The 24,545-nt window shown below is 40.6% G+C and carries 23 protein-coding genes; 17 read left to right on the top strand and 6 right to left on the bottom strand.

From position 1 onward, the window contains the following. Nucleotides 1-25 precede the first annotated feature (25 nt). From CDG77_RS19960 to CDG77_RS19940, 6 genes are all read left to right on the top strand, one after another. Nucleotides 26-1,942, top strand: coding sequence for a hypothetical protein (locus CDG77_RS19960; protein ID WP_094331076.1), 1,917 nt, complete (start codon nt 26-28; stop codon nt 1,940-1,942). 152 nt (nt 1,943-2,094) lie between these two features. Further along, entirely contained in the window at nt 2,095-2,430 is a 336-nt protein-coding gene (locus CDG77_RS19955; RefSeq protein ID WP_094331075.1) for a hypothetical protein, read from the top strand. A gap of 1 nt (nt 2,431) precedes the next feature. Further along, nucleotides 2,432-2,557, top strand: coding sequence for a hypothetical protein (locus CDG77_RS38580; protein WP_260446303.1), 126 nt, complete (start codon nt 2,432-2,434; stop codon nt 2,555-2,557). A gap of 49 nt (nt 2,558-2,606) precedes the next feature. Further along, nucleotides 2,607-3,038: a HEPN domain-containing protein gene (locus CDG77_RS19950; RefSeq protein WP_094331074.1), complete on the top strand. Its 432-nt coding sequence runs from the start codon at nt 2,607-2,609 to the stop codon at nt 3,036-3,038. Between the two features lie 3 nt (nt 3,039-3,041). Beyond that, nucleotides 3,042-4,427: a tyrosine-protein kinase family protein gene (locus CDG77_RS19945; protein WP_094331073.1), complete on the top strand. Its 1,386-nt coding sequence runs from the start codon at nt 3,042-3,044 to the stop codon at nt 4,425-4,427. After that, nucleotides 4,424-5,917 (top strand): P-loop ATPase, Sll1717 family, encoded by a 1,494-nt coding sequence (locus tag CDG77_RS19940; protein WP_094331072.1) that lies wholly within the window; start codon nt 4,424-4,426, stop codon nt 5,915-5,917. The genes CDG77_RS19945 and CDG77_RS19940 overlap by 4 nt, the downstream gene beginning before the upstream one ends. Before the next feature lie 235 nt (nt 5,918-6,152). Here the strand turns inward: CDG77_RS19940 and CDG77_RS19935 are convergent, their stop codons facing one another. Continuing rightward, nucleotides 6,153-6,656 (bottom strand): MerR family transcriptional regulator, encoded by a 504-nt coding sequence (locus CDG77_RS19935; RefSeq protein ID WP_094331071.1) that lies wholly within the window; start codon nt 6,654-6,656, stop codon nt 6,153-6,155. Nucleotides 6,657-6,947: 291 nt separating this feature from the next. Here CDG77_RS19935 and CDG77_RS19930 point away from each other — a divergent pair, with 291 nt between their 5' ends. The 6 genes from CDG77_RS19930 (at nt 6,948) to CDG77_RS19905 (ending at nt 14,121) form a co-directional block, all read left to right on the top strand. Next, nucleotides 6,948-8,480 (top strand): SAVED domain-containing protein, encoded by a 1,533-nt coding sequence (locus CDG77_RS19930; protein ID WP_094331070.1) that lies wholly within the window; start codon nt 6,948-6,950, stop codon nt 8,478-8,480. Between the two features lie 47 nt (nt 8,481-8,527). Continuing rightward, on the top strand, nt 8,528-9,694 hold the full coding sequence (locus tag CDG77_RS19925; protein WP_221644642.1) for an SMODS domain-containing nucleotidyltransferase: 1,167 nt from the start codon (nt 8,528-8,530) through the stop codon (nt 9,692-9,694). Beyond that, entirely contained in the window at nt 9,691-11,505 is a 1,815-nt protein-coding gene (locus CDG77_RS19920; protein WP_094331068.1) for a ThiF family adenylyltransferase, read from the top strand. Before CDG77_RS19925 ends, CDG77_RS19920 begins: the two co-directional genes overlap by 4 nt. Before the next feature lie 7 nt (nt 11,506-11,512). After that, nucleotides 11,513-12,001 (top strand): Mov34/MPN/PAD-1 family protein, encoded by a 489-nt coding sequence (locus CDG77_RS19915; protein WP_094331067.1) that lies wholly within the window; start codon nt 11,513-11,515, stop codon nt 11,999-12,001. A gap of 288 nt (nt 12,002-12,289) precedes the next feature. Further along, nucleotides 12,290-13,396: an IS630 family transposase gene (locus tag CDG77_RS19910; protein ID WP_094331066.1), complete on the top strand. Its 1,107-nt coding sequence runs from the start codon at nt 12,290-12,292 to the stop codon at nt 13,394-13,396. 215 nt (nt 13,397-13,611) lie between these two features. Further along, complete coding sequence (locus CDG77_RS19905; protein ID WP_094331065.1) at nt 13,612-14,121, top strand: GNAT family N-acetyltransferase; 510 nt, start codon at nt 13,612-13,614, stop codon at nt 14,119-14,121. A gap of 109 nt (nt 14,122-14,230) precedes the next feature. On the opposite strand, the gene CDG77_RS19900 is transcribed toward CDG77_RS19905, so the two are convergent. Then, on the bottom strand, nt 14,231-14,431 hold the full coding sequence (locus CDG77_RS19900; RefSeq protein ID WP_094331064.1) for a hypothetical protein: 201 nt from the start codon (nt 14,429-14,431) through the stop codon (nt 14,231-14,233). Between the two features lie 70 nt (nt 14,432-14,501). Continuing rightward, the gene (locus CDG77_RS36620; RefSeq protein ID WP_190234009.1) at nt 14,502-14,792 is read right to left on the bottom strand and encodes a hypothetical protein; all 291 of its coding nucleotides are present in this window, start codon (nt 14,790-14,792) and stop codon (nt 14,502-14,504) included. Nucleotides 14,793-14,998: 206 nt separating this feature from the next. On the opposite strand from CDG77_RS36620, the gene CDG77_RS19890 reads away from it, so the two are divergent. The 4 genes from CDG77_RS19890 to CDG77_RS19875 all read left to right on the top strand — a co-directional run bounded on the left by CDG77_RS19890 (nt 14,999) and on the right by CDG77_RS19875 (nt 20,241). Beyond that, on the top strand, nt 14,999-16,066 hold the full coding sequence (locus CDG77_RS19890; RefSeq protein WP_094331062.1) for a sulfate ABC transporter substrate-binding protein: 1,068 nt from the start codon (nt 14,999-15,001) through the stop codon (nt 16,064-16,066). Nucleotides 16,067-16,071: 5 nt separating this feature from the next. Beyond that, the gene (gene cysT, locus CDG77_RS19885; protein WP_094331061.1) at nt 16,072-16,944 is read left to right on the top strand and encodes a sulfate ABC transporter permease subunit CysT; all 873 of its coding nucleotides are present in this window, start codon (nt 16,072-16,074) and stop codon (nt 16,942-16,944) included. Further along, nucleotides 16,934-17,800 (top strand): sulfate ABC transporter permease subunit CysW, encoded by an 867-nt coding sequence (gene cysW, locus CDG77_RS19880; RefSeq protein WP_094331060.1) that lies wholly within the window; start codon nt 16,934-16,936, stop codon nt 17,798-17,800. The genes cysT and cysW overlap by 11 nt, the downstream gene beginning before the upstream one ends. 92 nt (nt 17,801-17,892) lie before the next feature. Next, nucleotides 17,893-20,241, top strand: coding sequence for a DUF3604 domain-containing protein (locus CDG77_RS19875; RefSeq protein ID WP_094331059.1), 2,349 nt, complete (start codon nt 17,893-17,895; stop codon nt 20,239-20,241). Here the strand turns inward: CDG77_RS19875 and CDG77_RS19870 are convergent. The 3 genes from CDG77_RS19870 to CDG77_RS19860 all read right to left on the bottom strand — a co-directional run bounded on the left by CDG77_RS19870 (nt 20,232) and on the right by CDG77_RS19860 (nt 23,991). Next, a complete protein-coding gene (locus CDG77_RS19870; RefSeq protein WP_223269890.1) occupies nt 20,232-21,083 on the bottom strand; it encodes a DNA cytosine methyltransferase in 852 nt (283 codons plus the stop codon). The two genes, CDG77_RS19875 and CDG77_RS19870, sit on opposite strands and share 10 nt — an antisense overlap. Before the next feature lie 25 nt (nt 21,084-21,108). Continuing rightward, entirely contained in the window at nt 21,109-23,448 is a 2,340-nt protein-coding gene (locus CDG77_RS19865; RefSeq protein WP_094331058.1) for a Tn3 family transposase, read from the bottom strand. 72 nt (nt 23,449-23,520) lie between these two features. Continuing rightward, nucleotides 23,521-23,991, bottom strand: coding sequence for a double zinc ribbon domain-containing protein (locus CDG77_RS19860; RefSeq protein ID WP_094331057.1), 471 nt, complete (start codon nt 23,989-23,991; stop codon nt 23,521-23,523). A gap of 82 nt (nt 23,992-24,073) precedes the next feature. Between CDG77_RS19860 and CDG77_RS19855 the strand changes: the two genes are divergently transcribed. Then, a complete protein-coding gene (locus tag CDG77_RS19855; protein WP_094331056.1) occupies nt 24,074-24,472 on the top strand; it encodes a hypothetical protein in 399 nt (132 codons plus the stop codon). Nucleotides 24,473-24,545: the final 73 nt, after the last annotated feature.

The following is a 24,545-nucleotide window of genomic DNA, read 5'->3' as shown; positions in this document are numbered from 1 at the left end:
CAACGTTTCACCAAGGGAGGCATTTATGCAAAGTAACAATATCCCAAAAATCACAACTAAAGAAACTGAACATTTACGCGAATCATATCCTAGCTTGTCTCACTTGGAAGCCGGAAATATTGCCCAATGGCTGCAAGAGAGAAAAGATGGATTATTTGAAATAGCACGGGCATCTGAGAATGAAGCAGATATGACCCGTGTACTTGGTTTGTTGGCTTCTGGGATTGGAGCGGTTTGTTATGCGGTCAATCCACTGGCGCTAGTTGGTGGTTTAATTGGCGGCGCTGCGTGGCTATGGTTTGTTGTCGAACACTCCAACCGCACTAAAGAAATTGCCCCCTTGCCTTTTGTGCGTGGTAATTTTGTAGATGCTCTAACTCGTGCTGGGGATTACGATGCTAGGAGCAATTATCAAGCGGATCATCTTGCTAATACCGTTAAATTCTTAGAGCGACAATCAGCAGAAGAGTATGCCTTTCTTCATGCTGAGTTTGAAAATATTGGCCAGTATTTAACCCAAGTTGAACCAGGAAAACGTTTTTACGCTTATCGCTGGATGTTTGGCTGGTTTAGCAAGCTTTTCGGTCGTCAGCTACCCACTTATGAAAGCATGGCTCTTCATTTACAGGATGTGACAATTGACAGCCGGGTGAATCGGTCGGAGATAAGTGCCATCGCACAGGCTCAAGCCCAGTTACCACCGACCGTAGATATCAACCAGTTTCAATCGCCACAGGTAGATATTGGGAAGATGAACCAAGCTGCGGAGCTTTCTAGACCGACAGAGTTACAGCCATCTTCCTCTGATGGTCTTGTACCAGAGACTCTAATTAATCTCCCTCTGACTAATAGGGCAAACGCACTCATCGCTGCTTTAACGAAAAGTGGTTTCCAAGTAGAAGGCATGATGAGTTCTCAGGTGGTAGCGATCGCTGGTACTCAGCGAGGTGGCAAGGGAACCTTAGCAGCAATCTTGGCAACATTATCAACTGCACTTGACCCCGGATTGAATACCCAATACTTTACAGCCGGGGTGGACGTTTACCCCTTTGCCTGCAACTTGACCTCTGCTCTTAAATACCCAGATATTGATGCGGATGGTGCCGATCAACTCGTCGCTCGTGATTTATTGAAATTTCTTAAGGGTTTAGATGGAAGCGAACCATACTCCCATAAAAACTTACTGCTAGTAATTGATGAGGCGATGCGGTTGCTGTCATTGTTGGAAGAGAGCGATCGCACTTGGGCTATCCAATATTTACTTTCTCGCTTCGCCAAGTGTGGCGGTACATTAATCATTGTGTTGCATGGTTCTAACCTGACAAGCGTGGTTGGTAAAGCTACGGCTGGGCTGGCAGACACCTTTAAGCTATCAGTTAACTTCATTGGCTGTGTAGCTCAGTCTGTCAGCGCTGGTGGTCTACGCAAAATGAATGTTGCTAGTGGAGAATATTTTAAAGCCAACCCTAATAACTTTGGAGAACCTGTTAGTGGTGGCAATCTGGGCATGATTCCCGAATGGCTAAAGACCCATTTGCACCCAGGCAATGGGCAACCAGATCCAGCCAGAACATTACTTCAATTCTTCCCAGAATTAGTTCAACAGCATGAAAAGGCAGTCATACCTAGAGGGGAGAAAATTGCTCCATCAGATGCAGTTAATCATCTGGAGTCCATTTTTTCAAAGCCTTATCAAGAACTGGAATTTCTGGAAGTAGAAGAAAATAGTATTTCTGAGGCTGATTTGGAACAGATTGTGGCGATCGTTGCAGCTACTGCTAGCCCTCCAACTTCTTTTGCTGCTATCAGAAACAGCCGCAAGTGGGGCGAAGAGAAAAAGAGTGTCCTTTACTTGAGAAATGCCCTATCACAATTGATTGACACTAACCGATTGTGCGGAAATGAAAAAGATGGTTTCAGCGTTTTTAACATTAACCACTAATATTCGTCACAGTTCCGGTCGAGTTCCGGTCAAGTTCCGGTATTCTTACATTTCCAAGTACGGCTGAAAAATAGAGTCTTTTTGTCTCTCCAGTAAGTTTTAATTTTTTTCTAAACATTTTCCAGAATGTGGAAGCATCAGGAAGTTTAAAAATGAGCGATAAATTAACCACAACATTACAAAAATTAGCCATAAGTCCAGTTAAAGCAGACAGACTGGCCATTTGTAGATTGGAAAAAGAGTACGGCGCTTCTTTATCAGAAATCGTTGGTGAACTCGAAGATTATGCCATAGTCCATGAATCTATATTAGACGAAAGGGCTAAACCCAAAAATCAGTTCATTATCCTTTGCTGCTATGGCTGTCTTTGGGGCGCAGTTATCGGAATTGCGACGTTATTTATCAAGCCCAGCGTTACTCTAGCGGCGATTGGGTTGGGTTTTACGGCTGGGGTGTCTGGGAAATTATTGGTTCAAAAAGGGGAATAAGTTGAATCGGTTCGTCGGTACACTAGAGAAACCAGAATGGGTAGCTGTAGATGTATGCACAATTCTGGAAATCCAAAATGTCTCACAAGCTCTAGCTTCTTTTGATACGAATGAGAATATATTTTAGGTTAGCTATTGAAAAAAATTGTTTATTGTATAACAATGTGTGGTAAACAATGCAAGAGTCATTTTCTAATTCAGCAGGCAGGCATCTACAGGATGCCCAAATTCTTTTGAAAGAGCAACGATGGGATAACGCCGTTTACCTAGCAGGTTATGTTGTAGAATGCTCCTTTAAAATACTTGTTGAGCAATACTTTAAGCACGATCAAGGTGCAGTAAAAAAATATGGACACGACCTTACTGAGCTTGAGGGAAGGGCAATGGAACGCTTGCGTGTTCTCTATCCTATTCTAGATAGGCAACTTCCTGCTTCACGAATAGTTGGTACTGTTTTAGCTCAAAATCATCCAGAGAGGAGATATTCAAAATCAGGGCTTTGGGCTGAAGCTGATGCAAAAACTGCCGTTCAACGTGCCGAAGAAATTTATCGAGAAATCATCTCCAAATTAGTGCTAAACGGCTCAATTTCCAGTCAGGACATTTAAAGAATGACAATCAGTTTTGGTGAAACCTTTGATAAAGTACGCGAATGCTTTCAGGAACAAAGCATTGTAGATACAATTATACCTAAACTTCAATCCGTCACTATTATTCGTGACGTTAATGGAAAGATTAGAATTTATCTTGAAACATCAGAAACTAGTACCATTGAAGAATCAGAAACCACAAACCTTAATAACTTTTTATCTACAAAACTTGGAAAGTATTATGGGAATGATATTTGGCTGCCGGCAGGCGAAAAGGATGCTTACAAAGCTTTAATTAAAACTATTGAGGATGAAAGAATTTTTGCATCTTGGGATGACGAATCGGTTTTGCCTCGTTGGTATATTCTTGAGCGCCACATTGCTAAACACGCATGGACAGATAAGAAAGTAGGTAAACCACCTTGGTTAGAGGATTTAGTTGAGAAAAAGCATAAGCCTGCAATCGTATCCTTTTTCTCATTTAAAGGAGGTGTTGGACGAACTAGTACTCTTGTTGCCACTGCATTGACTTTAGCTCGTAATGGTCATCGAGTTGCTATTGTTGACCTTGATTTAGAAGCTCCAGGCTTGGGTACAATTTTTTCACCAGGTAACTTCAATAATCTAGGTGTAACTGATTATTTATTGGAAAAGAAAATTCAACAAGACGATTGGAAACTGCGTACTCATCTCACAAGCATTAATGAGCAGACTTTGCTAGGAGACGATGGTGAAAGTATACAATTACTTCCGGCTGGAACCGTGGATGAAAATTATTTGGAGAAGTTAGCCAGATTGGACTTTCAGAACCTTGTTGATGGTGAACTGCAAAGTACAATGCAAAATATGTTAAGAGAATTGGAAAGTGCAGTAAGACCTTTAGATTTTATTTTGATGGATGCGCGGGCTGGTTTTCACGATATTGGTGGCTTGGCTATCTCTGCTCTCTCCCATGCAGCAGTCATCTTTGGTACTCAATCACGTCAAAGTTGGGCTGGACTAACTCATGTTATTCGACATTTAGCAAGCCCTGGAGTTGATGAGCGTTTACCGTTGATTCTTGTACATTCGATGGCTCCATCAATCGGAATGTCAGGACGAGAAACAGAATTGCAAGAATTTCGGGACATAGCCTACATACATTTTCAAGAAAACTATTACTCTGAAGATGAAGATGTCCCTAATCCTAACGATAAAGAAGCACCATTTTTTCCTATCGTGGTTTCCTATCAGGAGAGTCTACGTGGAGACATAGCTCTATTTTTTCGCAACTCAACTCCAGAAGAATCAAATCGACTGTCAGACCTCGTAAAGATAATGACTAATTCTCCTTATCAGGAGATTGCAGAAAAGTTATGTATACTTTTTGGGCGTGAATTTAAAAACGTAGCTAAATTGAAAGTATGAGTGAATTTAATAAGCAAAAACTACTCGAATTAATCGTGGATATCGCCCCCGGCTGGGGCACTGCTGAACACGAAAGTGATAATGAAGATAAATTCTTAAAAAACTTTTTACCTATAGCAGATTATCGTCTTGTTTTAGAACCCAATACATTATTAATACTAGGAGGACGTGGAGTAGGAAAAACCGAATTATTCCGTTTACTCGCAATTCCTTTAGGACGAGAATCCTTGGTTGAAAGCTTGGGAGTTAGATCCTTGCCTACTTTGAGTAAAACAACATGGATAGCTGGCTTTGGAAGGAGCCGCAAAGCCGAAAAGCGATTTCCAACGCCAGAGAGTGTTGAAAGACAAATGGATAAGGCTACAAATATTGAATGGCGTAGCTTCTGGATTGGTTTAATTTTAGGCGGGTTATTACAGCAAGAAGATTTTAAATTCAAAGATTTTCTTATTGAACAAATAGAGACAGAAATAGCTAACATTCTTAGAGATGACTTATCTCGTATATCAATTTGGCAACCTATTGTCAATCAAAATCTTGAAAAATTAAATTCTGTATTAGATAAATTAGATCAAAAACTTATGGAAGCAGATGATTGGTTATTTGTCACTTATGATGAATTAGATCGATTAGTTGCTTCCTATACTGCTTTAGCAAGCCCAATTCGTGAACTTTTAGCTTTGTGGCTAGATCGATGGAGACGTTGGGATAGAATACGACCCAAAATATTTTTGCGTACTGATCTATTTCGAGAGGATTTCTTGAGTTTTCCTGATGCTTCCAAACTGCAAGCCCATCAAATTCGATTGGAATGGAAACATTCATGGCTTTACCAACTGTTGGTCAAACGACTTGCGAACTCTGATACTGAAATGACAGAATATTTACAAAATATCCCAGACTTGATTATTGAAAACAAAACTGGCTTGGGTTGGACTGCAACATTAAATGAAAAATTGTTTGAAGAACTAATCGAAACGATGATTGGTAAGTATATGGGAGCTAATGCTAAAAAAGGAATTACCTATCGCTGGATTCCCAATCACCTTCAGGATGCTGGTGGTCGAATTGCGCCACGTTCTTTTCTCAAGTTATTTGCCTTAGCCGCACAAAGTCGAATACAACAGCACTCTCCTGTTGAACAAAATACGCTACTCTTGCAACCCTCTGATTTACAAGGGGCTTTGATGAATACTTCAGATGATAGAATTAGGGAATTACAGGAAGAGTATCCTTGGTTAGAATCTCTCAAGACGAGCTTAATAAATCTAATAGCTCCCATGCAAAAAGAAATATTTTTAGATGCTATAAAATCGACTATATGGAGTCCTGAAAAACAACCACCTGTAACTAACCCTGAAGGAATTTTGCAATATCTACTTCAACTTGGAATTGTAGAAAGTCGTTCTGATGGACGAATTAATATGCCTGAAATTTATTTATATGGATTTAAAGTTAAACGGAAAGGTGGAGTTAAACGTCCCAAGTAGTATAATATAAGACTCAAAATCAGGTCGAGGAGCTAATACCTACTTTTTATCCAGTCCAAAACGGCCTAGCTAGAACCAATTTTTAACCATAAGCTTTCCAGTTATCTAGGTTTCATGCTTTTTGACTAAAATAGCACTAGCGATCGTTAGCACTAAAACTAACACTTGTGATCCAATTTTTATGATCATTCATAGTATGTAATATATTTTATTTACTTGAATCCGGTATGAGCCGCTAGGCGATTAGCCGTGGTTTAGCTTTTGCGCGTTGCTTAAAGCTTTCAAGGTTTATTACCTCAGACCTTTCTGCTGCCTTCCAAATCTCATTAACTATTTCAAAGAGAGAGGGGATAGTAATCAGAATATATTGTCCAATACCTTGATTGCGTTTGTCTGCCACTTTAATGACTCTAGGAAAATCAGACCAATCTGGCATTACCCAATAGACTTCATCATTAAGGACAACTAATTTTTTGTCTCTTAACTGATCATCAAAACCTTTATCATCTAAGAACTCGATTATTTTTCTCACTGTTTGCAGTGAGATTTCTTGCCTAAGATTTTTGATCGCACGGATTTCTAACACCTGTTCCCAGGTATAAATCACTGTTGGTTTTTTGGTGCTACCGTAACGGTGAGGCACAATTAACCCTGTTCTTTCAAGATACTGTAAGCGGTTAGATGTAGTTCCAGCCAGGGCAATCGTCTCTTGTCTGGTGAATCCATTGATAACAGTCATTGCAGTTACCCTCGCCCAATTAATCTCCTCTTTGTTGCTTTATTATCACTACAAACACAATATATTGAATTTGGATAAATTTATAAAAAATTAACGTATTCAATATTTGTTAATTTAGAATACGTTGTGTTACCCTTAAAAAATAAAGTATACACGTAGCACCCGGTTCAATATACCGAACTATACAGAAAGCTATATGTAGCAAAACAACGCTTGTTGTTAGTGCCAAGATTTTGAGATAGACAATATCCGCCACAGAGCTATTGCCAATTTAGATAGAGAAAATTAACTATGGCTAGAGGAGCGATCGCTGCTCGTATTCAAGGAGATGATTATCAAGCACGATGGTTCTGGTTTCAAATTTGCCGTCTTTTTAGTGAGCGTACAAAAGTTGTGCGTGTTAGTTATGAAGCTAACAATATTAAATCATTTGATGATGTTGTGGTCTATTACCAAGGTATGGAAGATGACGAGGGAAATCCCCTCAGCGCTGAATACTACCAAGTGAAATTTCACGTCACTTCGGCGGGAGCTTTTACCTGGGAAGGCATGATGAACCCTAGTTTTATTAATGCAACATCAGTGTCTATACTTCAGCGCCTAAAAAACGCTCAGGCACAATATGCTCCTAAAGGAACTGAAGCACATTTCATACTTTATTCACCTTGGCAGATTCATCCTGATGATCTTCTGGCAAAAGTACACTCCCAAACTGATGGCAGGCTTGACTGGTATCGCTTGGCTGAAGGTGGTTCCAAGTCCAATTTTGGCAAGCTACGTGCTGCTTGGCGTGAACACTTAAAAATTGAAACAGACGAAGAGCTTTGCACTATTTTGCGTCCTTTGAGGATTCGTCAAGGACGAACCCTTCAAGAAATCGGTGGGTTACTCAACGATAAATTATACAGAGCAGGACTTGTTCAGGTTGAAGACGGGCGTTTGTGTAATCCCTATGATGATTTAGTACATAAACTAGTGCAGTTAAGAAAAACCGAATTTACGCGAGAGGAAATCGAAGTAATTTGCAAAAGGGAGAATCTCTGGATGGGGCATTCTATTCCTGAACCTGATGCTTACCGTGTTGGTATTCGCAGTTTTCTTCGGTGGGCTGAAAACTTAGAAGATGAAACTAATGCCATGCTCGATCTGCTTCGATACTTTAATGGTCGTAGCATTCGGTCTCCTGAACTCTGGCAACAGCAAATATACCCGGCAGTAGATAGTTTTCTCGCCAGTAACTTGCGTCCTGGTAATCGCTGCCATTTGCATCTTCACACCCATGCATCAATTGCTTTTGCTACTGGATATTGCCTTAACTCAAAGTCTGGGATTAATGTCGCACTCATCCAGTCTACCGGAACTGGACAAGAAATTTGGCAACCATCTCCGCAGTCTAATCCAGATCAGTATCCTACTTGGACTTTTACTCAAGAATTGATATTGGAAGAAGGCACAGATGTAGCTCTTGCTCTCTCTGTAACTCACTTAGTTACTTCAGACGTTCAAGTATATATTGCACAAGAACATCTGCCAGTTCATCGTATTTTTTCTTATACACTTCCAAAAGGGGCTAGCTCACAAGCCATAGTGGATGCAAATCACGCTAAACTGCTGGCCGATCACTTGTCGTCTCGTCTTAAGAATGATCGTACCCCCCTTGAACGTCAAGGAGTGCTACATATTTTTATCGCTGCACCAAATGCTCTAGTTTTTTTCATTGGTCAACTTGCCCGTAGCTTTGGTTCATGCATCGTTTACGAATATGATTTTGATCGCAACATACCTGGTGCATATCAGCCATCTTTGAAGTTCCCGCCTCCTTGAATGTCTAAAAAGATCAATAGCCAAAATTAAGCTTTCTTGTAACATAAATGAGTATGGAATTGCCAAGCTACTTTAATGATTTTCTGGCTGCTATTCGTCCTCAAGGCAACCATGTTGATGATTATAAAACTGGTCACAAGACATTACGGCAACGACTTAAGGAAGATGCAGTACTATCTTCGATTATTACCACAACATTTTTACAAGGTAGTTACCGTCGTGCAACCGCCATTCGTCCTCAAGGGGAAAAACGGGCAGATATTGATATCATTGTGGTGACTAAATTAAGTGAAGATGAATATACACCTAAAAATGCACTTGAACTATTTGTCCCGTTTCTAGAAAAGCATTACAAAGGCAAATATAAACCACAAGGACGTTCTTTTGGGATTGAACTATCATACGTTGATTTGGATTTAGTAATTACATCAGCGCCCTCCGAAAGTGAAATTGGGATCTTCTCCACTGATAGCATCATTTCTGACGATACTCCTGAAACAGCCGAAGCCGATGAAGACTGGCGCTTAGTACCTTCTTGGGTTTCTGTAGAAACGAGGTCTGTCATTTCATTCTCCGAAAAGAAGTATCGTTTGGATACCGCACGCACAGAAGCTGAGTGGAAGATTTCCCCCCTTCGTATTCCTGATCGTGATACCCAACAATGGCAAGATACTCATCCCCTAGAGCAAATTAGGTGGACGTGGGATAAAAATCGTAGATGTAATAAACATTACATTAATGTTGTTAAAGGGATGAAGTGGTGGCGAAGGATAAACCATCCAACTCCCAAGTACCCCAAAGGATATCCTGTGGAACACTTGATAGGACAGTGCTGTCCAGACGGAATTAGCTCAGTGGCTGAGGGGGTTACAAAGACGCTCGAAACTATTGCCGAGAAATATCAAGGATACGCTTCTTATAAAATGACTCCCAACCTGTCAGATCATGGTGTACCATCACACAATGTGTTCAAACGTGTTTCTGGTGAGGATTTTGCGGAGTTTCACAGTCAAGTATGCGAAGCTGCAAAGATTGCTCGTCTTGCATATAATGCAACAGACATTCCTACAAGCGTTGCATATTGGCAGAAACTCTTTGGTAAAAAATTTCCAGATGCCCCTCCTAATAGTGGCAATGGTGGCAAGAATCCTACAGGAGGTGGCTACACACCTCGGCAGGATGTCACTCAACTAGGAGGAGGCAGATTCGCATGAGTGATAAGAGAATACCTCCTACAGAGCTTCTTGCTGCTCGTAGAACTCTTGAGGGTATATCATGTGTTGAACTTTTATATGACTGGACATGGAGCGATCAATTAGCTAAATGGACATTGTACTGCCGTATAAATATTAATTCGCCACCAAGTCCTTTCATTCCGCAATCTACAGACTGGTATGTTCTCGTTAGTCCAGAGTACCCTTGGGGAGATATTGGGTTTTATCCAGCAAAAAAAAATGGACTTATCCATACTTTTCCTCACCAAAATTTTAATAGTTTTGGCGATAATAAAGTACCTTGGCGTAAGGGCAAACTTTGCTTAGATACCAGTGTTCATGCTTTAGGTCGTCAAGGCTACCATAGTGAACCCTACGATCCTTACTGGAGACTAGAATGGCACTTTAGGCGTGCTATTGAATGGTTGGTGGCCGCGTCGGAAAATAAACTCGTTTCTCAGGGTGAACCATTTGAGCTTCCCTATTTTCCTGTAGGGAATTTTTTAACAGCTGCTTTCTCTGAAAGTGCTGAGTCCTTTACTGAATGGCAGAAAATTCCTGATCCGGTTGGACTGGTTCACCTAGTCCCTCTGCGTAAAAAACCAGATATATTTTTTGTAGAATCGTTTCAATCAATTCGTGGCAAAGAGTTAATCAGGCTTACCTGGGGGAAAAAGATGGACGAATTGAAAAACGAGTCACTTTTGGGAATATGGATACGCTTAAAAAAAATTCCTATCCTTAAGCCTTGGCAGGTTCCATTGACATGGAAAGAATTACGAGAGGTCTGTCGAGAACAGGAAATTAACATTAATGAACAGTTAAAAATAGTTGCAAAATTCATACGAGACAGAAAAAACCATATTGCTTTAATTGGATTTCCTATTCCTGCTGAGATAGATGGGTCTTTACACCAGATACACTGGCAAGCGCTACAGTTACCTATTTTATCCGAAGGTACAAAAACTGCCAAAGGTTTTAGAACAAACGAAGAAGGATATTGGCAACGAGATAAAATTGAAATTTTACGTGGAGATGTAAATTTAGTTTGGGTTAACTCAGAGAACTGGCATATTAGCCAGATTGTTACTCGCGGTAAACTTCCCGAACCCTTGGCTTCCAAGAAAATACTTTTATTAGGTGCAGGAGCCATTGGTTCAGCAGTTGCTGAAATGTTGAGTCGAGGGAATGCACAAAAGATAACTATTTTAGACTCAGATACATTGGAAATAGGAAATTTAACACGACATACCCTAAGCTTGCATCACCTAAAAGTAGAAAAAGCTACTAGCATTGCTGCTCGTCTGAATCTCACTTCTCCTTACGCAACGGTGGTGGGTATTAACCGAGATTTTCTTTTACTTGAAAAAACGGACAAATCTGACATTCAACAATCTGAGATAATTCTTGACTGTACAGGAAGTGATGCAGTGCCTTACCACTTAGAGCATTTTTCTTGGGGGAGTTGCAAACTATTTATTTCTATCTCATTAGGGATAGGTGGCAAGCGCTTGTTCCTATTTTCAGCTTACGGTGATAGTTTTTCTCATGCTGCTTTTAGAGAGATGCTTGCTCCGTGGTTGCAAAAAGAATTTAAAGAATATGAAGGACAGCAATTACCAAGGGAAGGTATTGGATGCTGGCATCCTGTCTTTCCTGCTCGGATTGATGATGTATGGATAATGGCATCAATAGCAGTGAAACACATTGAATCATCTTCAACGTCGCCCCCAGAAAAACCAAATTTAGCTGTTTTTGAGCAACTATATGAAAATGGTACTTTCTTAGGGGTTCATCAAGTTGACTGCTAAATATGAAATGAATGATTTAGAATTCTGGTCGGAAGACAAAAGACTTGGATTAAAAATACATAAGAGAGAAGTATCTCAATTATTAAAAGTGTGTGCGCGTGCAGGTGTGCAAGAAACGGGAGGAATTCTCGTAGGTTTCTACACCGAATCGCACAACTGTGCTGTAATCACAGCCATCTCAGATGCTCCGTCAGATTCTCATAGCGGTCATAACTGGTTTCATAGAGGAACAAATGGTCTGCAACGATGGCTCAATCACTTATGGAATAAAGACAAGCAATATTACGTAGGTGAATGGCACTTTCATCCGTTTTCCAATCCGAATCCTAGCCAAATAGACATTAACGAAATGCAGAAGATTGGAGATTCATATTCTTATCAGTGTCCTGAACCATTACTATTAATTATTGGTGGTGATCCAAATATTCAATGGGACATAAAAGTTTACATTTTTCCACGAAACCGTCCTCTAGTAGAGCTAATTAAATGTTTTTAAAGCTATAGGACATCCAATAATGCCGACTTTTTACAAACACTCCTTATTCCCTACTTATATCCGCCACACTGTAAATATCAAAGCACAGGATAATTTTACTAATAAGCGATCACTCTATCACAACGAGTTCATTGTTTACTACTGTATAGCTGTATCGTCACTTCTGCTGCTTCCAAACAAGGTTGTACTCTCTCAACAGCCGCCAGCAGCAAAGCGTGCAAGGATAAGCTGTTACGCAGCTAGATTGTATAATAAGAGATTAAGCAATTAATCTAGTATCAGCCACCTATGCCAGCCAAAAATCATCTTTCCCAAGAGCAGAAGGAACGGCTACTAAAAACGCTAAAAGAGCATGACAATCCCTACGTAAGAGAAAAGATTCTGATTCTATTATTGATGAATGATGGAAAAACTTATCAAGAAATTAGTAGATTTTTAAATATTGCATATCCGACAGTAGGGTATTGGGCAGTGCATGGTGATCCAGATAATCTAGAAAGCTTTTTAGATGGAAGAAGGGAAGGTAACTTCCGTAAAGTTACTAAAGAATATGAAGATATTTTATTAGAAGTAATTGAAAAAGAACCAGCAGAGTATGGATATGAATTTGGTCGATGGACAGCAGCAAGGCTAGCAACTTACATGGAAGAGCAAACAGGAATTAACTTAAGTGGCTCTCAAGTCAGGAGAATATTAGAGCGAAAAAAGTACGTTTACCTTTGGGCAAAATACAGCCTAGAGGACAAACAGAATCCGGAAACACGTAAGGCATTTAAAGAAAAGTTGTCAGAATATTTAAGAATAACAAAAGAAGCACCAGAACGTTTACAGGTATGGTTTTGGGATGAAAGTGGATTTAGTTTAAGAGTGATAAGAAGAAAAAATTGGGGTAAGAGAGGTAGAAGAAAACAAATCACAGGGCAAAGAAGAAGAGGAAGAGTAAATATCATGGGAGGGTTACGTTATCATGATAAAAAGAGAATAAATTTTGTGATTCAAAAAGGAAATGCAGATGTATTTTATGAGCAGATTAAATCTTTGTACAATTTTCTCTTGCAAGAATGGATAGACCAAGGAAATCAAATTGAGAGTTTCAATAAATGTTCAGCAAAAATAGTGATTATCTTAGATAATGCTAGCTTCCATAAAAGAAAAGACATTTTAGCTCATATCAAGGCAGAAATGCCAAATATTGTCCTGGAGTTCCTACCACCTTATAGTCCTGATTATAATTTAATTGAATTAGTTTGGCATTCAGCAAAAGAATATATAGCTCATAGATTGTTCGAGTCAGTATCACAGCTAGAAGAACTATTAAATAAATTGCTAAATGAAGGAGGTCTTGTTATTAAATGGGAGCGCAAGATTAAAAATAAAGGTAATGCTGTTTATTAAATTTAGCTGCGTAGCAGCTTAACTGGGCTAAACACTGCTTAATGAAACCGACCAGTTCCTCGACCCATGCTTGACACTCATGCCAAGTAACTATCCAATTTTGACCATATAAACCTATCCAGAAATTACTGTGACGTTTTTGAGTTCTATTTTTTTCTTGTCTACGACAAACAAATATAAGATTCAGTTAGACATCAATAACAAGGTGTTCGACTATGAGAGTTCTTGAAACAGAGCGTCTCGTTCTTCGTCGGCTAACAGTTGAAGATAGCGAGTTCATTCTTGAGATATTGAATGACCCTTTGTGGTTGCGCTTTATTGGTGATAAAAGTGTGAGAACTCTTGATGATGCTCGTGAATATATTTTGAAGAATCCGGTTGCTATGTATGAACGTCTTGGCTTCGGGTTGTATTTGGTTGAGCTAAAGGGGAAGGGCGTCTCGATTGGAATTTGCGGTTTGATAAAAAGAGATTCCTTGGAGGATGTAGATGTTGGGTTTGCCTTTCTTCCTAAGTTTCGGGGAAAAGGATACGCCTATGAATCTGCTTCTGCTGTCATCATGTATGGGAGAAAAACCTTTGGCTTAACTCGTATTGTCGCTATCACTACACCGGACAATTATGGTTCAGCAAAGCTGCTCAAAAAACTAGGACTAAGCTTTGAGCGAATGATTAAACTATCTGATGATAGTAAAAGTGTTAGTTTGTTTATTTCTGATGTCTAACAATTGCGGTGCAGCGGATTGAAGAAAGCCGCTCGTGCTGAGTTCGAGTTTTTAGCAACCTCTGAGCGCAGCCGTTATACCGCGAATCTCAGTTACCGTCGTAAGCATTTCACAAGCTCATTAGTGACTGCAATTGTGTGTCTGAATTATCTCCCAATTCTTGTTGTAATTGGGCTAGTTGATTTTCTAACGCTTCAGCAGTCTGAATGAGATTCGACTCTTGAGCTATTTTTAGCTGAGTTTCTTTAATAGAGATTTTTCTCACCAGTTCATTAACTGCATCGACTGAATCATCATTTTCAGTAATCATAGCTGAATTACGACTCCTCTAAATTCTATTTTGAGATTAGTACTCTGCTTCAATTTGATAGAGTGCAGGATTAGCAACAAAGAGGTAATTGTTGTTCAAAAATCTCATTTTGGGAAATGCGTTTAGAGAATGCCGATTTCCAAGCTTCTTTACTAGACCATTTTGCAATATTAATAAATTGAAATCTCTCGGTTGGGTCAAGACTGATACACAGAAGGTGATTGCAGTACCTACAGACGTAACTCATGCCGTTGCTTGCCAGGAGTTGATAAAGAGAGCGATTGCCGTGTTTGGACAGATTGATATTTTCATCCTTGGGAGCGATCGCAGATGTGGCAGGGCGGAGCATCGTCACACTCATCACCCCTCCTCCCTCACCCACTCTAAACATAGACTCCGCAATGTTGCCGCCGCACTTTAGTACAACTTTTGCTCATCAAAGATGCCACCACTGTCCGGGGGCGTAATAAAATCATTGTTAATTAGTATCTTCTTAAATATAGCTATTTTATCGACTTTTAGTAGTATTATCTAAATCAAGCTAAGAATAATAACTAGGAGAAATTTATGAAGAGGCGTAAGACCTTACACGCCTTGTTATTTGGTGCGGGATTTTTTATCCCAGCTTGCACTCAAACCAAAAATTCTACGCAAAACCAAACATTAACAAATCAAGCCCAAGTCATCACAGATCAAAAATCAAACTCGGTTGAAGTGACGTTAGTTTCTTACGGAGTAGCAAGAGCGTTATTTTCCAAAATGATTCCGGCGTTTCAGGCACAATGGAAAGCGAAGACTGGGCAAGATGTCATATTCAAAGAATCTTATGGCGGATCTGGAGCGCAAACCAGAGCAATTCTTGGGGGTTTACAAGCGGATATTACAGCACAGAATATCCAAAGTAACATAGATGCTTTGGTGGAGAAAGGTTTTGTCAGTCCAGATTGGCAGCAAAGATTACCCAATCAGGCTTCCCCTGCTAATACTGTGATGGTTGTAGTCATACGGGCTGGAAATCCTAAAAACATTCAAAGTTGGAACGATCTAACTCGTGACAATGTAGCAATTGTTGGCATTAACCCCCAAACAGGTGGGAATGCGCGATGGGGAATTTTGGCAGGGTATGGTTCTTTTCTCAAATCTGAAGGAGAACAAGCTGCCCAAAATTATCTTAGAAGCTTTGTGAGAAACACCAAAACCCTAGTCAGTAGCGGACGAGAAGCATCAGATGCTTTCATCAAAAACAAAATTGGTGATGCACTACTGACTTTTGAAAACGAGATTACTTTTACCAACAATGCCGTTGCAGAGGATTTTCCTTACGTTGTACCAGCAACTAATATCCAGGTTGATTTTCCTGTGACTGTAGTTGACAAGATTGTAGATAGCAGAGGAACACGCCAAGTAGCCGAAGCATTTACTAAGTTCTTGTTTTCTCCCAAAGGACAAGAAATTTACGCCCAACAAGGATATCGCCCAATAGATCAGACGGTATATCAAAAATACGCCACTCAATATAAACCAGTTACAACCCTCTATAAAATTGCTGACTTTGGTGATTGGAAGGCTGTAGATCGGAAACTGTTTGCCGATGGCGCATTATTCGACTCTGCCCAAGCAGCCAGAAATAGGTAATTTCAATGTCAGCTATCTCTGTCGCAGTTTCCCATCAACGCTTTCATCGTTCGCTCATACAAGGTTTAGCTTTAACATACATCAGTTTTATCGTTATCTTGCCTTTAGGAGTAATCTTTCTGGAGGCTGCCAAAAGTTCCTGGACAGAATTATGGCAAGTTATCACTGCTCCCCCTGCTGTAGCAGCCTATAAACTTTCTTTCTCGGCGGCTTTGTTAGCTGCTTTGATTAACAGTGTCTTTGGGGTAATTCTGGCTTGGATATTAGTCCGATATGAATTTCCGGGAAAGAGGTTAGCAGATGGATTAGTAGACTTGCCTTTTGCTATGCCTGCGGTAGTGGCAGGGATTGCTTTGTTATCTGTTTATGGTTCTGGGGGAGTCATTGGACAGTATTTAGATCCGGGAACATTTTTAGGTGACAGCTTGAGATTGTTGGGTATTGAACAGGTAAACTTAACCTCATCTGTAATTGGTGTAGTCTTCGCTAAGGTATTTGTCACACTGCCCTTTGTGGTGCGGACTGTACAACCTGTGTTGATGGAGATAGAACCAGAAATTGAAGAAGCAGCATATATTCTTGGTGCGGATTCTTGGCAGACATTTTGGCGAGTGATTTTTCCCCAAATACTACCGGCAATCATCACAGGATTTAGCTTGGCTTTTGCCCGTGCCATCGGTGAATACGGAGTTGTGCTGATTATTTCTGGTAATATTCCCTATGAAACAATGATTACTTCCGTCTATATCTATCGCAGATTAGAGCAGTATGACTATAGTGGAGCAACGGCTGTAGCGATTGTGTTGTTAATGATTTCTATGGTGATTCTCATCTGTACCAACTTATTACAGTTGTGGAGTCGCAGGTATGAAGCTTAAGTTACAACCAATACCTTGGGGACGCTATGTGTTGATGACTTTAGGGTTATCATTTTTAGCGATCGCTGTTCTTTTTCCCCTACTGAATATCTTCTATCAAGCCTTTGCTAGTGGAATTGAGGCTTATTTAGAGAGTGTAACTATGCCTGAAGCTCGCCATGCCATATTCTTAACTGTATTGATTGCATTAATATGTGTTCCTGTTAATACGGTTTTTGGCATTTTAGCAGCCTGGGTTTTAGCAAGATACTCGTTTCCTGGTAAGGTGATGCTGTTATTAATTTTAGACTTGCCATTAGCAATCTCACCTACTATTGTCGGTTTAATGTTTATCTTGCTCTATAGTCCTACCGTCGGTTTATTTAGTTCATGGTTGCAAGCAGTCAATATAAGAGTGATTTTTGCTCTACCAGGAATGATTTTGACAACTTTATTCGTGACTATTCCGTTTGTAGTGCGAGAGGTTTTACCTGTGCTGCAAAGTATGGGATTGGAAGAGGAAGAGGTGGCGCAAACATTAGGAGCAAATTCTTGGCAAATTTTTTGGCGTGTAACATTCCCGACAATTCGTTGGGGGTTGTTTTACGGTGTGATTCTTTGTACTTCTAGAGCAATTGGTGAATTTGGGGCGGTTTCGGTGGTTTCGGGGAAATTGATTAATGAAACCAATACTCTGACTTTACATATTGAGCAGGTGTATGCGGAGTATCAAACTGTAGCTGCTTTTGCTTGTGCTTCTTTGTTGGCTATTTTAGCGTTGTTGACTTTGGTGGCTCAGGAGTTTTTGCGAAATTTGGATGTCTCACGCACAGTAGACGCAGCGAAAAGTTCAGAGCGCCGGAAATCGGCGCTCTGAACTTTTCAAGACAAAGCCGCAAAAAAAGAGCGCAAAAGTGTGATTTATTGATGTACTTGGCAACTTGAAGGTTTATTTTTGAGAGAAATTATATGTCAGACGAAATACTGGATTTATTGGGAGAATATACACACCCTCAAGGATATTTAGAATACATCAGTACCTTAACTTTTCTCGGTCGTTTACACTGTTATACGCGACAAATTGAGGCGGGAAGTTGGCAACAAATTTTGCTTGATTATGAGGTTGGTGCTTCGGGAATTGCTGATGGTGCTTGGTTTAAGGTAACTTTCAAATTCTACTCGGATTGGGCGTTATTTCAGACGGAAGACCCAACAGCAGCTAACTATGTTTCGGCAGAATACCAAGCTCGTCCACCGCTGACTGGTGAAAGTCAGTCAACGGTACAGTCGTTAAAGGTAAGGTTCGATCAAAAGGGTCATGAACGTCCTTATCAAAAGGCAATTATTGTCGATATTGTTGATGGCTATTTAAAACCAGGCGATCGCATTTTAATTCGATTAGGCGATCGCCGAGGTGGTGGCGCAGGTACAAGGGTACAAACTTTTGTTGAACAAGGTTTCCGGTTTCGAGCTTACATCGATCCGGTCGGTACTTCCCGCTTTGCTGAAGTTCCAGATGATGTGGTGATTGATGTTGTCCCCGCACCACCAGCTAAAATCACTATTGTGACTCCTAGACTTGTAAAAACAGGTGTTCCTTTTCCTGTGCGGGTACGAGTAGAAGATGTTTGGGGAAATACTTGTTGGGGTTTAGGCGGAAAGTTGCAGTTAAGCGGTTTGCAGGAGCAGTTACTTGATTTACCGACGCAAGGATGGGCGGTAGTCAAAACTAATTTAACCCTAGAGAATAACCAAGAAGTCTTGCTGCAAGCTAATTTGGTGGGTACTGAGTTGCAAAGTCAGTTAACGCCGATTACAGCAGATAGTAACTTGACTTATCCCCGTACTTTTTTTGCTGACCTTCATGTACATTCCAACAATACGGTAGGAACCAATAGTACGGAGTATAATTTTGCCTATGGTCGAGATGTGGCGGGGCTGGATGTTTTAGGATATACAGCCAACGATTTTAATATTACTGAGGAATGCTGGCAACAGGATGTCAAACTGTGTCGAGAGGTAACGCAAGAAGGCGAGTTTCTTTGCTACCCTGGTACAGAATGGTGTGGTAATTCTGCTGTCGGTGGCGATCGCAATGTGATTTTCTTGGGTGATGAGGTGTTATTTCCCTACGATCGCCAAGGAAAACAAGTACGCTCTTTTGAGTGGAATGAAGAGATGAAAGGCAAGCAATTGTTACCCGGAGCTTGGCCTGTGGATCGGCTTTACGCCGCTTATATTCATAATCCAGAACAGCATTTAATGATCCCTCATGTCGGTGGACGACGGGCTATTTTTGACTGGCATCATCCCAAATTGGAACGCTTGATTGAAGTGGGTTCGGCTTGGGGACACTTTCCTTGGTTTTACCAAGATGCCATTAGTAGAGGTTACAAAGTGGGTGTGTCAGCTAATGGTGATGAACATCGCGGACGCTGTGGCGGTGGCGTTCCGGGGACAGCTGTATTTGGTGTCAATGGTGGAGTGACGGGAATTATTGCTCCAGGGTTGACGAAGTTGGATATTAATCAGGCTTTGCGTTCTCGTCATACTTGGGCGACAACAGGCGATCGCGTAGTTGCTTTGTTGTGGTCTGGTTCGCACATTCAAGGAGATGAATTTACTGCCTCTGATGCTGTGACTATTAACTATCGATTGTTGGGTACGAGTGGCTGGGATGAGATTACAGCATATACCCATCATGGTTTATTGCGGCATCGTAATCTGCAATTAGAAGCGGGTTACGCTCCTAACAAGATTCGTCTGCGTTGGGGTGGTGCGCGGATTAAAGACCGCTATCGTTGTGCCCAGTGGCGTGGCACTCTGGAATACACAAATACTATAGTGCAAAGCTATCAAGTTTATGGTCTAGAACATCCAGAAGAGTATGTCAGACAAGCGGCAGCATTAAAACTAGAGTTCCGTTCTGATACCTATGGAGATGCTGATGCAATTGAACTGAATTTATCTGATTTACTCCACGCGCAATTCCGGTTACAGGTTCAAATCGATAGTTACACCAAAATCGGAAGTTCACTACGGCGTAATCCTTATATCCATTGTCCTGAATTTAACTGGGAATTCAGTGGACAAGACATCCTCAACCAAGGAATACTACGGCAAGAACTTGGAGGAACAGAACTTTTTCTGGCAGTAGAACGGTTAAGTACAACTCCCACACCTAGAGATATTAGTGGTAGTTTTATTCTAGAGCCTGAATCTAGTTCCTACGGTTTTGTCCCAGTTTATATTTCAGGTCGTCAGATTGATGATTCTCAGGTTTGGACAAGTCCTTTGTTTATTAGTTTTTATTCCTGAGTGAAGGGTTGATAGCACAGCAAGCTGAATTTACTGATTCCTCCTTTCAAAATACTTTGTGCTGACATGAATAACTGCGCGGCGAAACTGGGAGGCACGGAATAGCCGATGATTGACCCAGCCGTAGCAGTCTCGTTGGGAAACTCGTACCAACCGGGAAACCCTTGCAAGATTGCAGCCCCTTCAATAGACAAAGACTTGACCGTACCATCCGGCAACCAGATATCAGCGAACCTACTACGGTTGCAACCTTTGTGATCGGTGAAGTGCGATCGCAGTATCGTGTTGCAAGGTAAATGTCCGGGTTTATATTTGGACTGTGTACGTCCCCCAACTCTTTCTATTAGCAGTGGTGTTGGCGCATTCCCGGCTAAAAATTTCTTCAAAGCTTGCCTTTGTTTGGGGAGTAGCTGTGAATCAGTCATGGTGGGAATGAGATGGGCGATCGCTGTATACCAACCACAAGGTGTAGCACCCGAAGGTAAGGCAACGCGAAAACCTCTACTTGCAACCAGAACTAACCGCCGCCGCGCCTGGGGCAACCCAAAGTCAGCCATGTTGACCACGCTGTAATTGACCGAGTACCCCTCTTGCTCCAAAGCATTCAGGATGATGGCAAAACTCTGACTGTTCTGATAGCGTGGAACATTTTCGAGCGTGAACACCCGTAGCTGCAACTGTTGGATGGCTTCTGCAACTGCGATCGCTGCACTCAGGTCGTCAGGCGTTTCAATACCCTTACCCGCTTTGGCTGTATGGGCTTGACTGAAGTTGGCGCATACTGGGGAGGCATGGAGGTAATCGGGGCGGCGGGGAAAACCTAGAAATCCTAACCGTGCTATTTCTTGAACTGTTAGCTGGATTATTCTACAGCCGTTTTGGCACAGTCCTGCCTAGATGACATATACCAAAAACATGGTCAGTAAAACCGTTAGTATCAGTAAAATGTTCTTCTATTTTTAAGTCAGTTTCGTGATACATCAAACCATCCAGAACATGAGTTGCATCCCTATCAGTTGCATAAATCACGTTAGTGTGGAATGGTCCATACTGGTCGGAAATGTGCGTGTAAAATGTCACGCTTCTATCAGTTCCATATTTAGCGTTAATCTCTTCATTAAAGCTTTTAGGACCAGCTGCCTTAAATCGCTGACCATCGCTTGAAGAAGTTTTCCCATCACCCCAATAGGCAGAAAATGGAATTTTGGTATGAAAATTAATTATCTCTGCTAGAGCCTTTGAGTATGTTTCATCACGTATATACCAATCATCAACCCACGCTAATCGCTCGAAAGTTAAATCGGGTGAGGGTAATGCCTCAGCCATTTTCACCAAACCTAAATTAATCGCGTCAGCTAAAATAGTACTGAGCAAAATAATTTTATCTGAAGCCAATTCCCCCGTTTGTAGATGGGTAAAGTGTTTAGTAAAACCAGTCCATGAATCAACTTCAACTAGTATTTCTGTCAGCTTAATTCGCGGTAATAAATTATAAATTCGGTCGCCAAACTGAGTAGCACCGTCAGGCATATTACTAATAACTGGACTGATCACTAATTTTTCATTTTCAATAACAACACCAGGTAGTTTATCTGTTGCTAGTAAGTCAGACACTTTATCGAATTGTTCAAACAACAATTCTTGACGTTGTTCAATATAAGTCGTAAAATCCGTTGTAATCGCCACTGGTAGTTCATTGTTATCGCACAGAATCTGCCATTGGTCTTGGGGTAGAAGATAATCCTCAAAATCCTGATACTGTCGAGAACCTACAACCGAAATGTCCCCCGAACGCAAACAGTCTCGGAGTTCACTTAAGACACACATTTCGTAATAATGACGGTCAATTTTACCATTATTAAACACATATTTTAACCATCGGGGTTTGATAAAATCAACTGGTGCATCGTCTGGTATATTACGGCGATTAGTATCATTTAGTTCTTTGATTAAATTTAACGCTTCAACAATAGCTGCGGCTGGATTGCTGGCTTTAAACTCAAAGGCTGAAAGTAATGTTGGTGTATATCTACGTAATTGAGAATAACGTCTGTCGAGCAAATCAAAATAATCAAAATCCGCAGGACGTGCTAATTTCCCAGCTTCTTCAACACTTTTCAGAAAATCATCCCAACTTAACACCGATTCAATGGCAGCATAGGCATCTCCTTCTCCCTCTCTGGCGTTAATTAGAGCATCTCCTATATCAGCATAGAGCCTGACTTTTTCATTAATAGCTTTTCCATCGTGTTGGAAATTTTGGTTACGTTGATTTTCACTACGACGGAACAATTTACCTATCATCTTGTCGTGCATTGAGATTGCAGTGTCAACAAATATGGCAGATGTTTCTAACAGAAAAGCAACCAAAGTAGCATATCTTCTTAGCTCATCTAATCTCGCTATGTGTGCAGGCGTTGTTTTCACTCCAATACGGGTTAATTGCACCAAACGATTATGGTGTACTTTAGCTAGACATGAGCTATCTAAATTTAAATCACGAATAAATTCAAACTTATCTAATATTTTTAAAAAATTCTTGGGATTGGCTACTCCAGGTGGTTGGCGCAACCAAACTAATGGAGTCCGGTTTTTTTCAACATTTATTACCAATAAACCATCAAGTTCTTTCTTTTGAATAGTTGTTAAGCGTTTAGTTAGCGATAAATAAAATTGGTTTTGAGCGCGTCGTCGTGTTTCCCAAGCCAGCCTTTCAACTGTAGACATTGCGGGAATTATTATTTTAGTCCGACGCATTTCTTCAATCAGTCCTTCGACTAAAGCAATTCCCTTGTCTGTGTTAAAAGCCAGTTTCATCAACCATTTAGAGAGTCTCTTGTAGTGAGATATACTCATAGAGTCATACCCTAAAACTTTCTGAAGTTCTGTTAAATGCTCCCGGCGGGTGGTATCTCGTACCGCATAGTTTTTGAAAAACTTCGGCTTAACTGACAATTGTGAGGCAACATAGGACAAAATGGAATTCGGTACTTTTTCTCCTAATTCCCATACCCGACCTGGGAATCGCAAATAACATAATTGCACCGCCATTCCTAAACGATTATGTACGCGACGGCGACTGTTTATAACTTTTAAATCATCAGTGTTAAAAGTGTAGTAGCGGACAATATCCCTGTCGCTAATATCTATAGGTATTTGAGTAAATTGAATTCGTTGTATATCAGATAATAATTCGCGGGTAGCCAAGTTTTAGACCATCTAATTTAATTTTTATGGATGCCTGAAATCGAGCATATTTAGTATTAAAATATTTTGCTATTAAACATGTAATTTTAACGTCTGCTTATAGGATTCTCCACAATAAGGGCAGAATTTAAATTTGAGTGACATGATTGGTTCATTGCAACTTCCACATCGGTCGCGTAAAGTTGTACCGCAAGCGAAGCAATATTTTGACCGTAACGAAGTCCACATTGGGTCAAGTGTTGTGCCAGGTGTCCAACACTTGGGGCAAAATTTCAACGCACCTGTTGCTTCAATAGGTGTTTGTTTGACGACAGCATCAAGATATTCCTGGGGTATGCCCAATGCCGCCGCTAACCCCGATTTACCTTTTTGGCTGAGTCGAGATGTGCCACCAGATTCAATTTTACGTATGGTTTGGACATGTATACCCGCTTTTATACTTAATTCCAACTGCGTTAAACGATTGGAATCACGGACACGTTGAATATACCGTCCCAACGGTTCAGACGGGTTTGGAGCCACATCTACGAGAGATACATCCATAAAAGTATTATTATTTTTGTAACATTTAATATTAAATTAAGATGTGTACAAATTTTCAATAATTTAAATTTTTGTCTTGATTGTGACTATTACTTTAGCTGCGTTAACAACCCAGTTTTTAGATCGTCCAGGACTGACAAACTCAACGATTCGTACTTACGAATATGTTTTGATACCTTTGCTTCAACTTTATGGCCGTTGGTCGATTGAAATTATTGACTATGAAATTTTGGTTGAATATTTATCAGGGGTGTCTCAAGTAAAATTTACAACTCACCATAAATATCAAGCAGTAATTACTGCATTATTTAACTTTGCCGTGGAGCAGGGTTATATCAAATCAAACCCTCTAGCTAGATATCCTCGATGCAAACCTAACTTGGAGAAAGGGGAACATAATTCTGACGAAGAAGTGCGTTATCTTACACCAGCACAATTAAATCTTCTCTACCAAACCATTAAACCAGATGCTCGAATGTAGTTGTTCACTCTCCCCCATCAAAAAAGGATCAAGAGAGAACGGGGATGGGGGGATGTTTTATACCTTTACGAGC

Origin of the sequence: Nostoc sp. 'Peltigera membranacea cyanobiont' 213, from assembly GCF_002245975.1 — a bacterium.
GTDB lineage: Bacteria > Cyanobacteriota > Cyanobacteriia > Cyanobacteriales > Nostocaceae > Nostoc.
The sequence above is the reverse complement of the archived record's forward strand: the minus strand, read 5'-3'. Positions and strand labels throughout refer to the sequence as shown.

Excerpts from the sequence above, each read along its gene's own strand:
- CDG77_RS19925 (WP_221644642.1), top strand. The coding sequence starts at position 8,528 with ATGAGTATGGAATTGCCAAGCTACTTTAATGATTTTCTGGCTGCTATT.
- CDG77_RS19930 (WP_094331070.1), top strand. The coding sequence starts at position 6,948 with ATGGCTAGAGGAGCGATCGCTGCTCGTATTCAAGGAGATGATTATCAA.
- CDG77_RS19955 (WP_094331075.1), top strand. The coding sequence starts at position 2,095 with ATGAGCGATAAATTAACCACAACATTACAAAAATTAGCCATAAGTCCA.
- CDG77_RS19960 (WP_094331076.1), top strand. The coding sequence starts at position 26 with ATGCAAAGTAACAATATCCCAAAAATCACAACTAAAGAAACTGAACAT.
- CDG77_RS19915 (WP_094331067.1), top strand. The coding sequence starts at position 11,513 with ATGAATGATTTAGAATTCTGGTCGGAAGACAAAAGACTTGGATTAAAA.
- CDG77_RS19950 (WP_094331074.1), top strand. The coding sequence starts at position 2,607 with ATGCAAGAGTCATTTTCTAATTCAGCAGGCAGGCATCTACAGGATGCC.
- CDG77_RS19890 (WP_094331062.1), top strand. The coding sequence starts at position 14,999 with ATGAAGAGGCGTAAGACCTTACACGCCTTGTTATTTGGTGCGGGATTT.
- CDG77_RS19900 (WP_094331064.1), bottom strand. The coding sequence starts at position 14,431 with ATGATTACTGAAAATGATGATTCAGTCGATGCAGTTAATGAACTGGTG.
- CDG77_RS19905 (WP_094331065.1), top strand. The coding sequence starts at position 13,612 with ATGAGAGTTCTTGAAACAGAGCGTCTCGTTCTTCGTCGGCTAACAGTT.
- CDG77_RS19860 (WP_094331057.1), bottom strand. The coding sequence starts at position 23,991 with ATGGATGTATCTCTCGTAGATGTGGCTCCAAACCCGTCTGAACCGTTG.
- cysW (WP_094331060.1), top strand. The coding sequence starts at position 16,934 with ATGAAGCTTAAGTTACAACCAATACCTTGGGGACGCTATGTGTTGATG.
- CDG77_RS19910 (WP_094331066.1), top strand. The coding sequence starts at position 12,290 with ATGCCAGCCAAAAATCATCTTTCCCAAGAGCAGAAGGAACGGCTACTA.
- cysT (WP_094331061.1), top strand. The coding sequence starts at position 16,072 with ATGTCAGCTATCTCTGTCGCAGTTTCCCATCAACGCTTTCATCGTTCG.
- CDG77_RS19920 (WP_094331068.1), top strand. The coding sequence starts at position 9,691 with ATGAGTGATAAGAGAATACCTCCTACAGAGCTTCTTGCTGCTCGTAGA.
- CDG77_RS36620 (WP_190234009.1), bottom strand. The coding sequence starts at position 14,792 with ATGAGTGTGACGATGCTCCGCCCTGCCACATCTGCGATCGCTCCCAAG.
- CDG77_RS19940 (WP_094331072.1), top strand. The coding sequence starts at position 4,424 with ATGAGTGAATTTAATAAGCAAAAACTACTCGAATTAATCGTGGATATC.
- CDG77_RS19945 (WP_094331073.1), top strand. The coding sequence starts at position 3,042 with ATGACAATCAGTTTTGGTGAAACCTTTGATAAAGTACGCGAATGCTTT.
- CDG77_RS19875 (WP_094331059.1), top strand. The coding sequence starts at position 17,893 with ATGTCAGACGAAATACTGGATTTATTGGGAGAATATACACACCCTCAA.
- CDG77_RS19935 (WP_094331071.1), bottom strand. The coding sequence starts at position 6,656 with ATGACTGTTATCAATGGATTCACCAGACAAGAGACGATTGCCCTGGCT.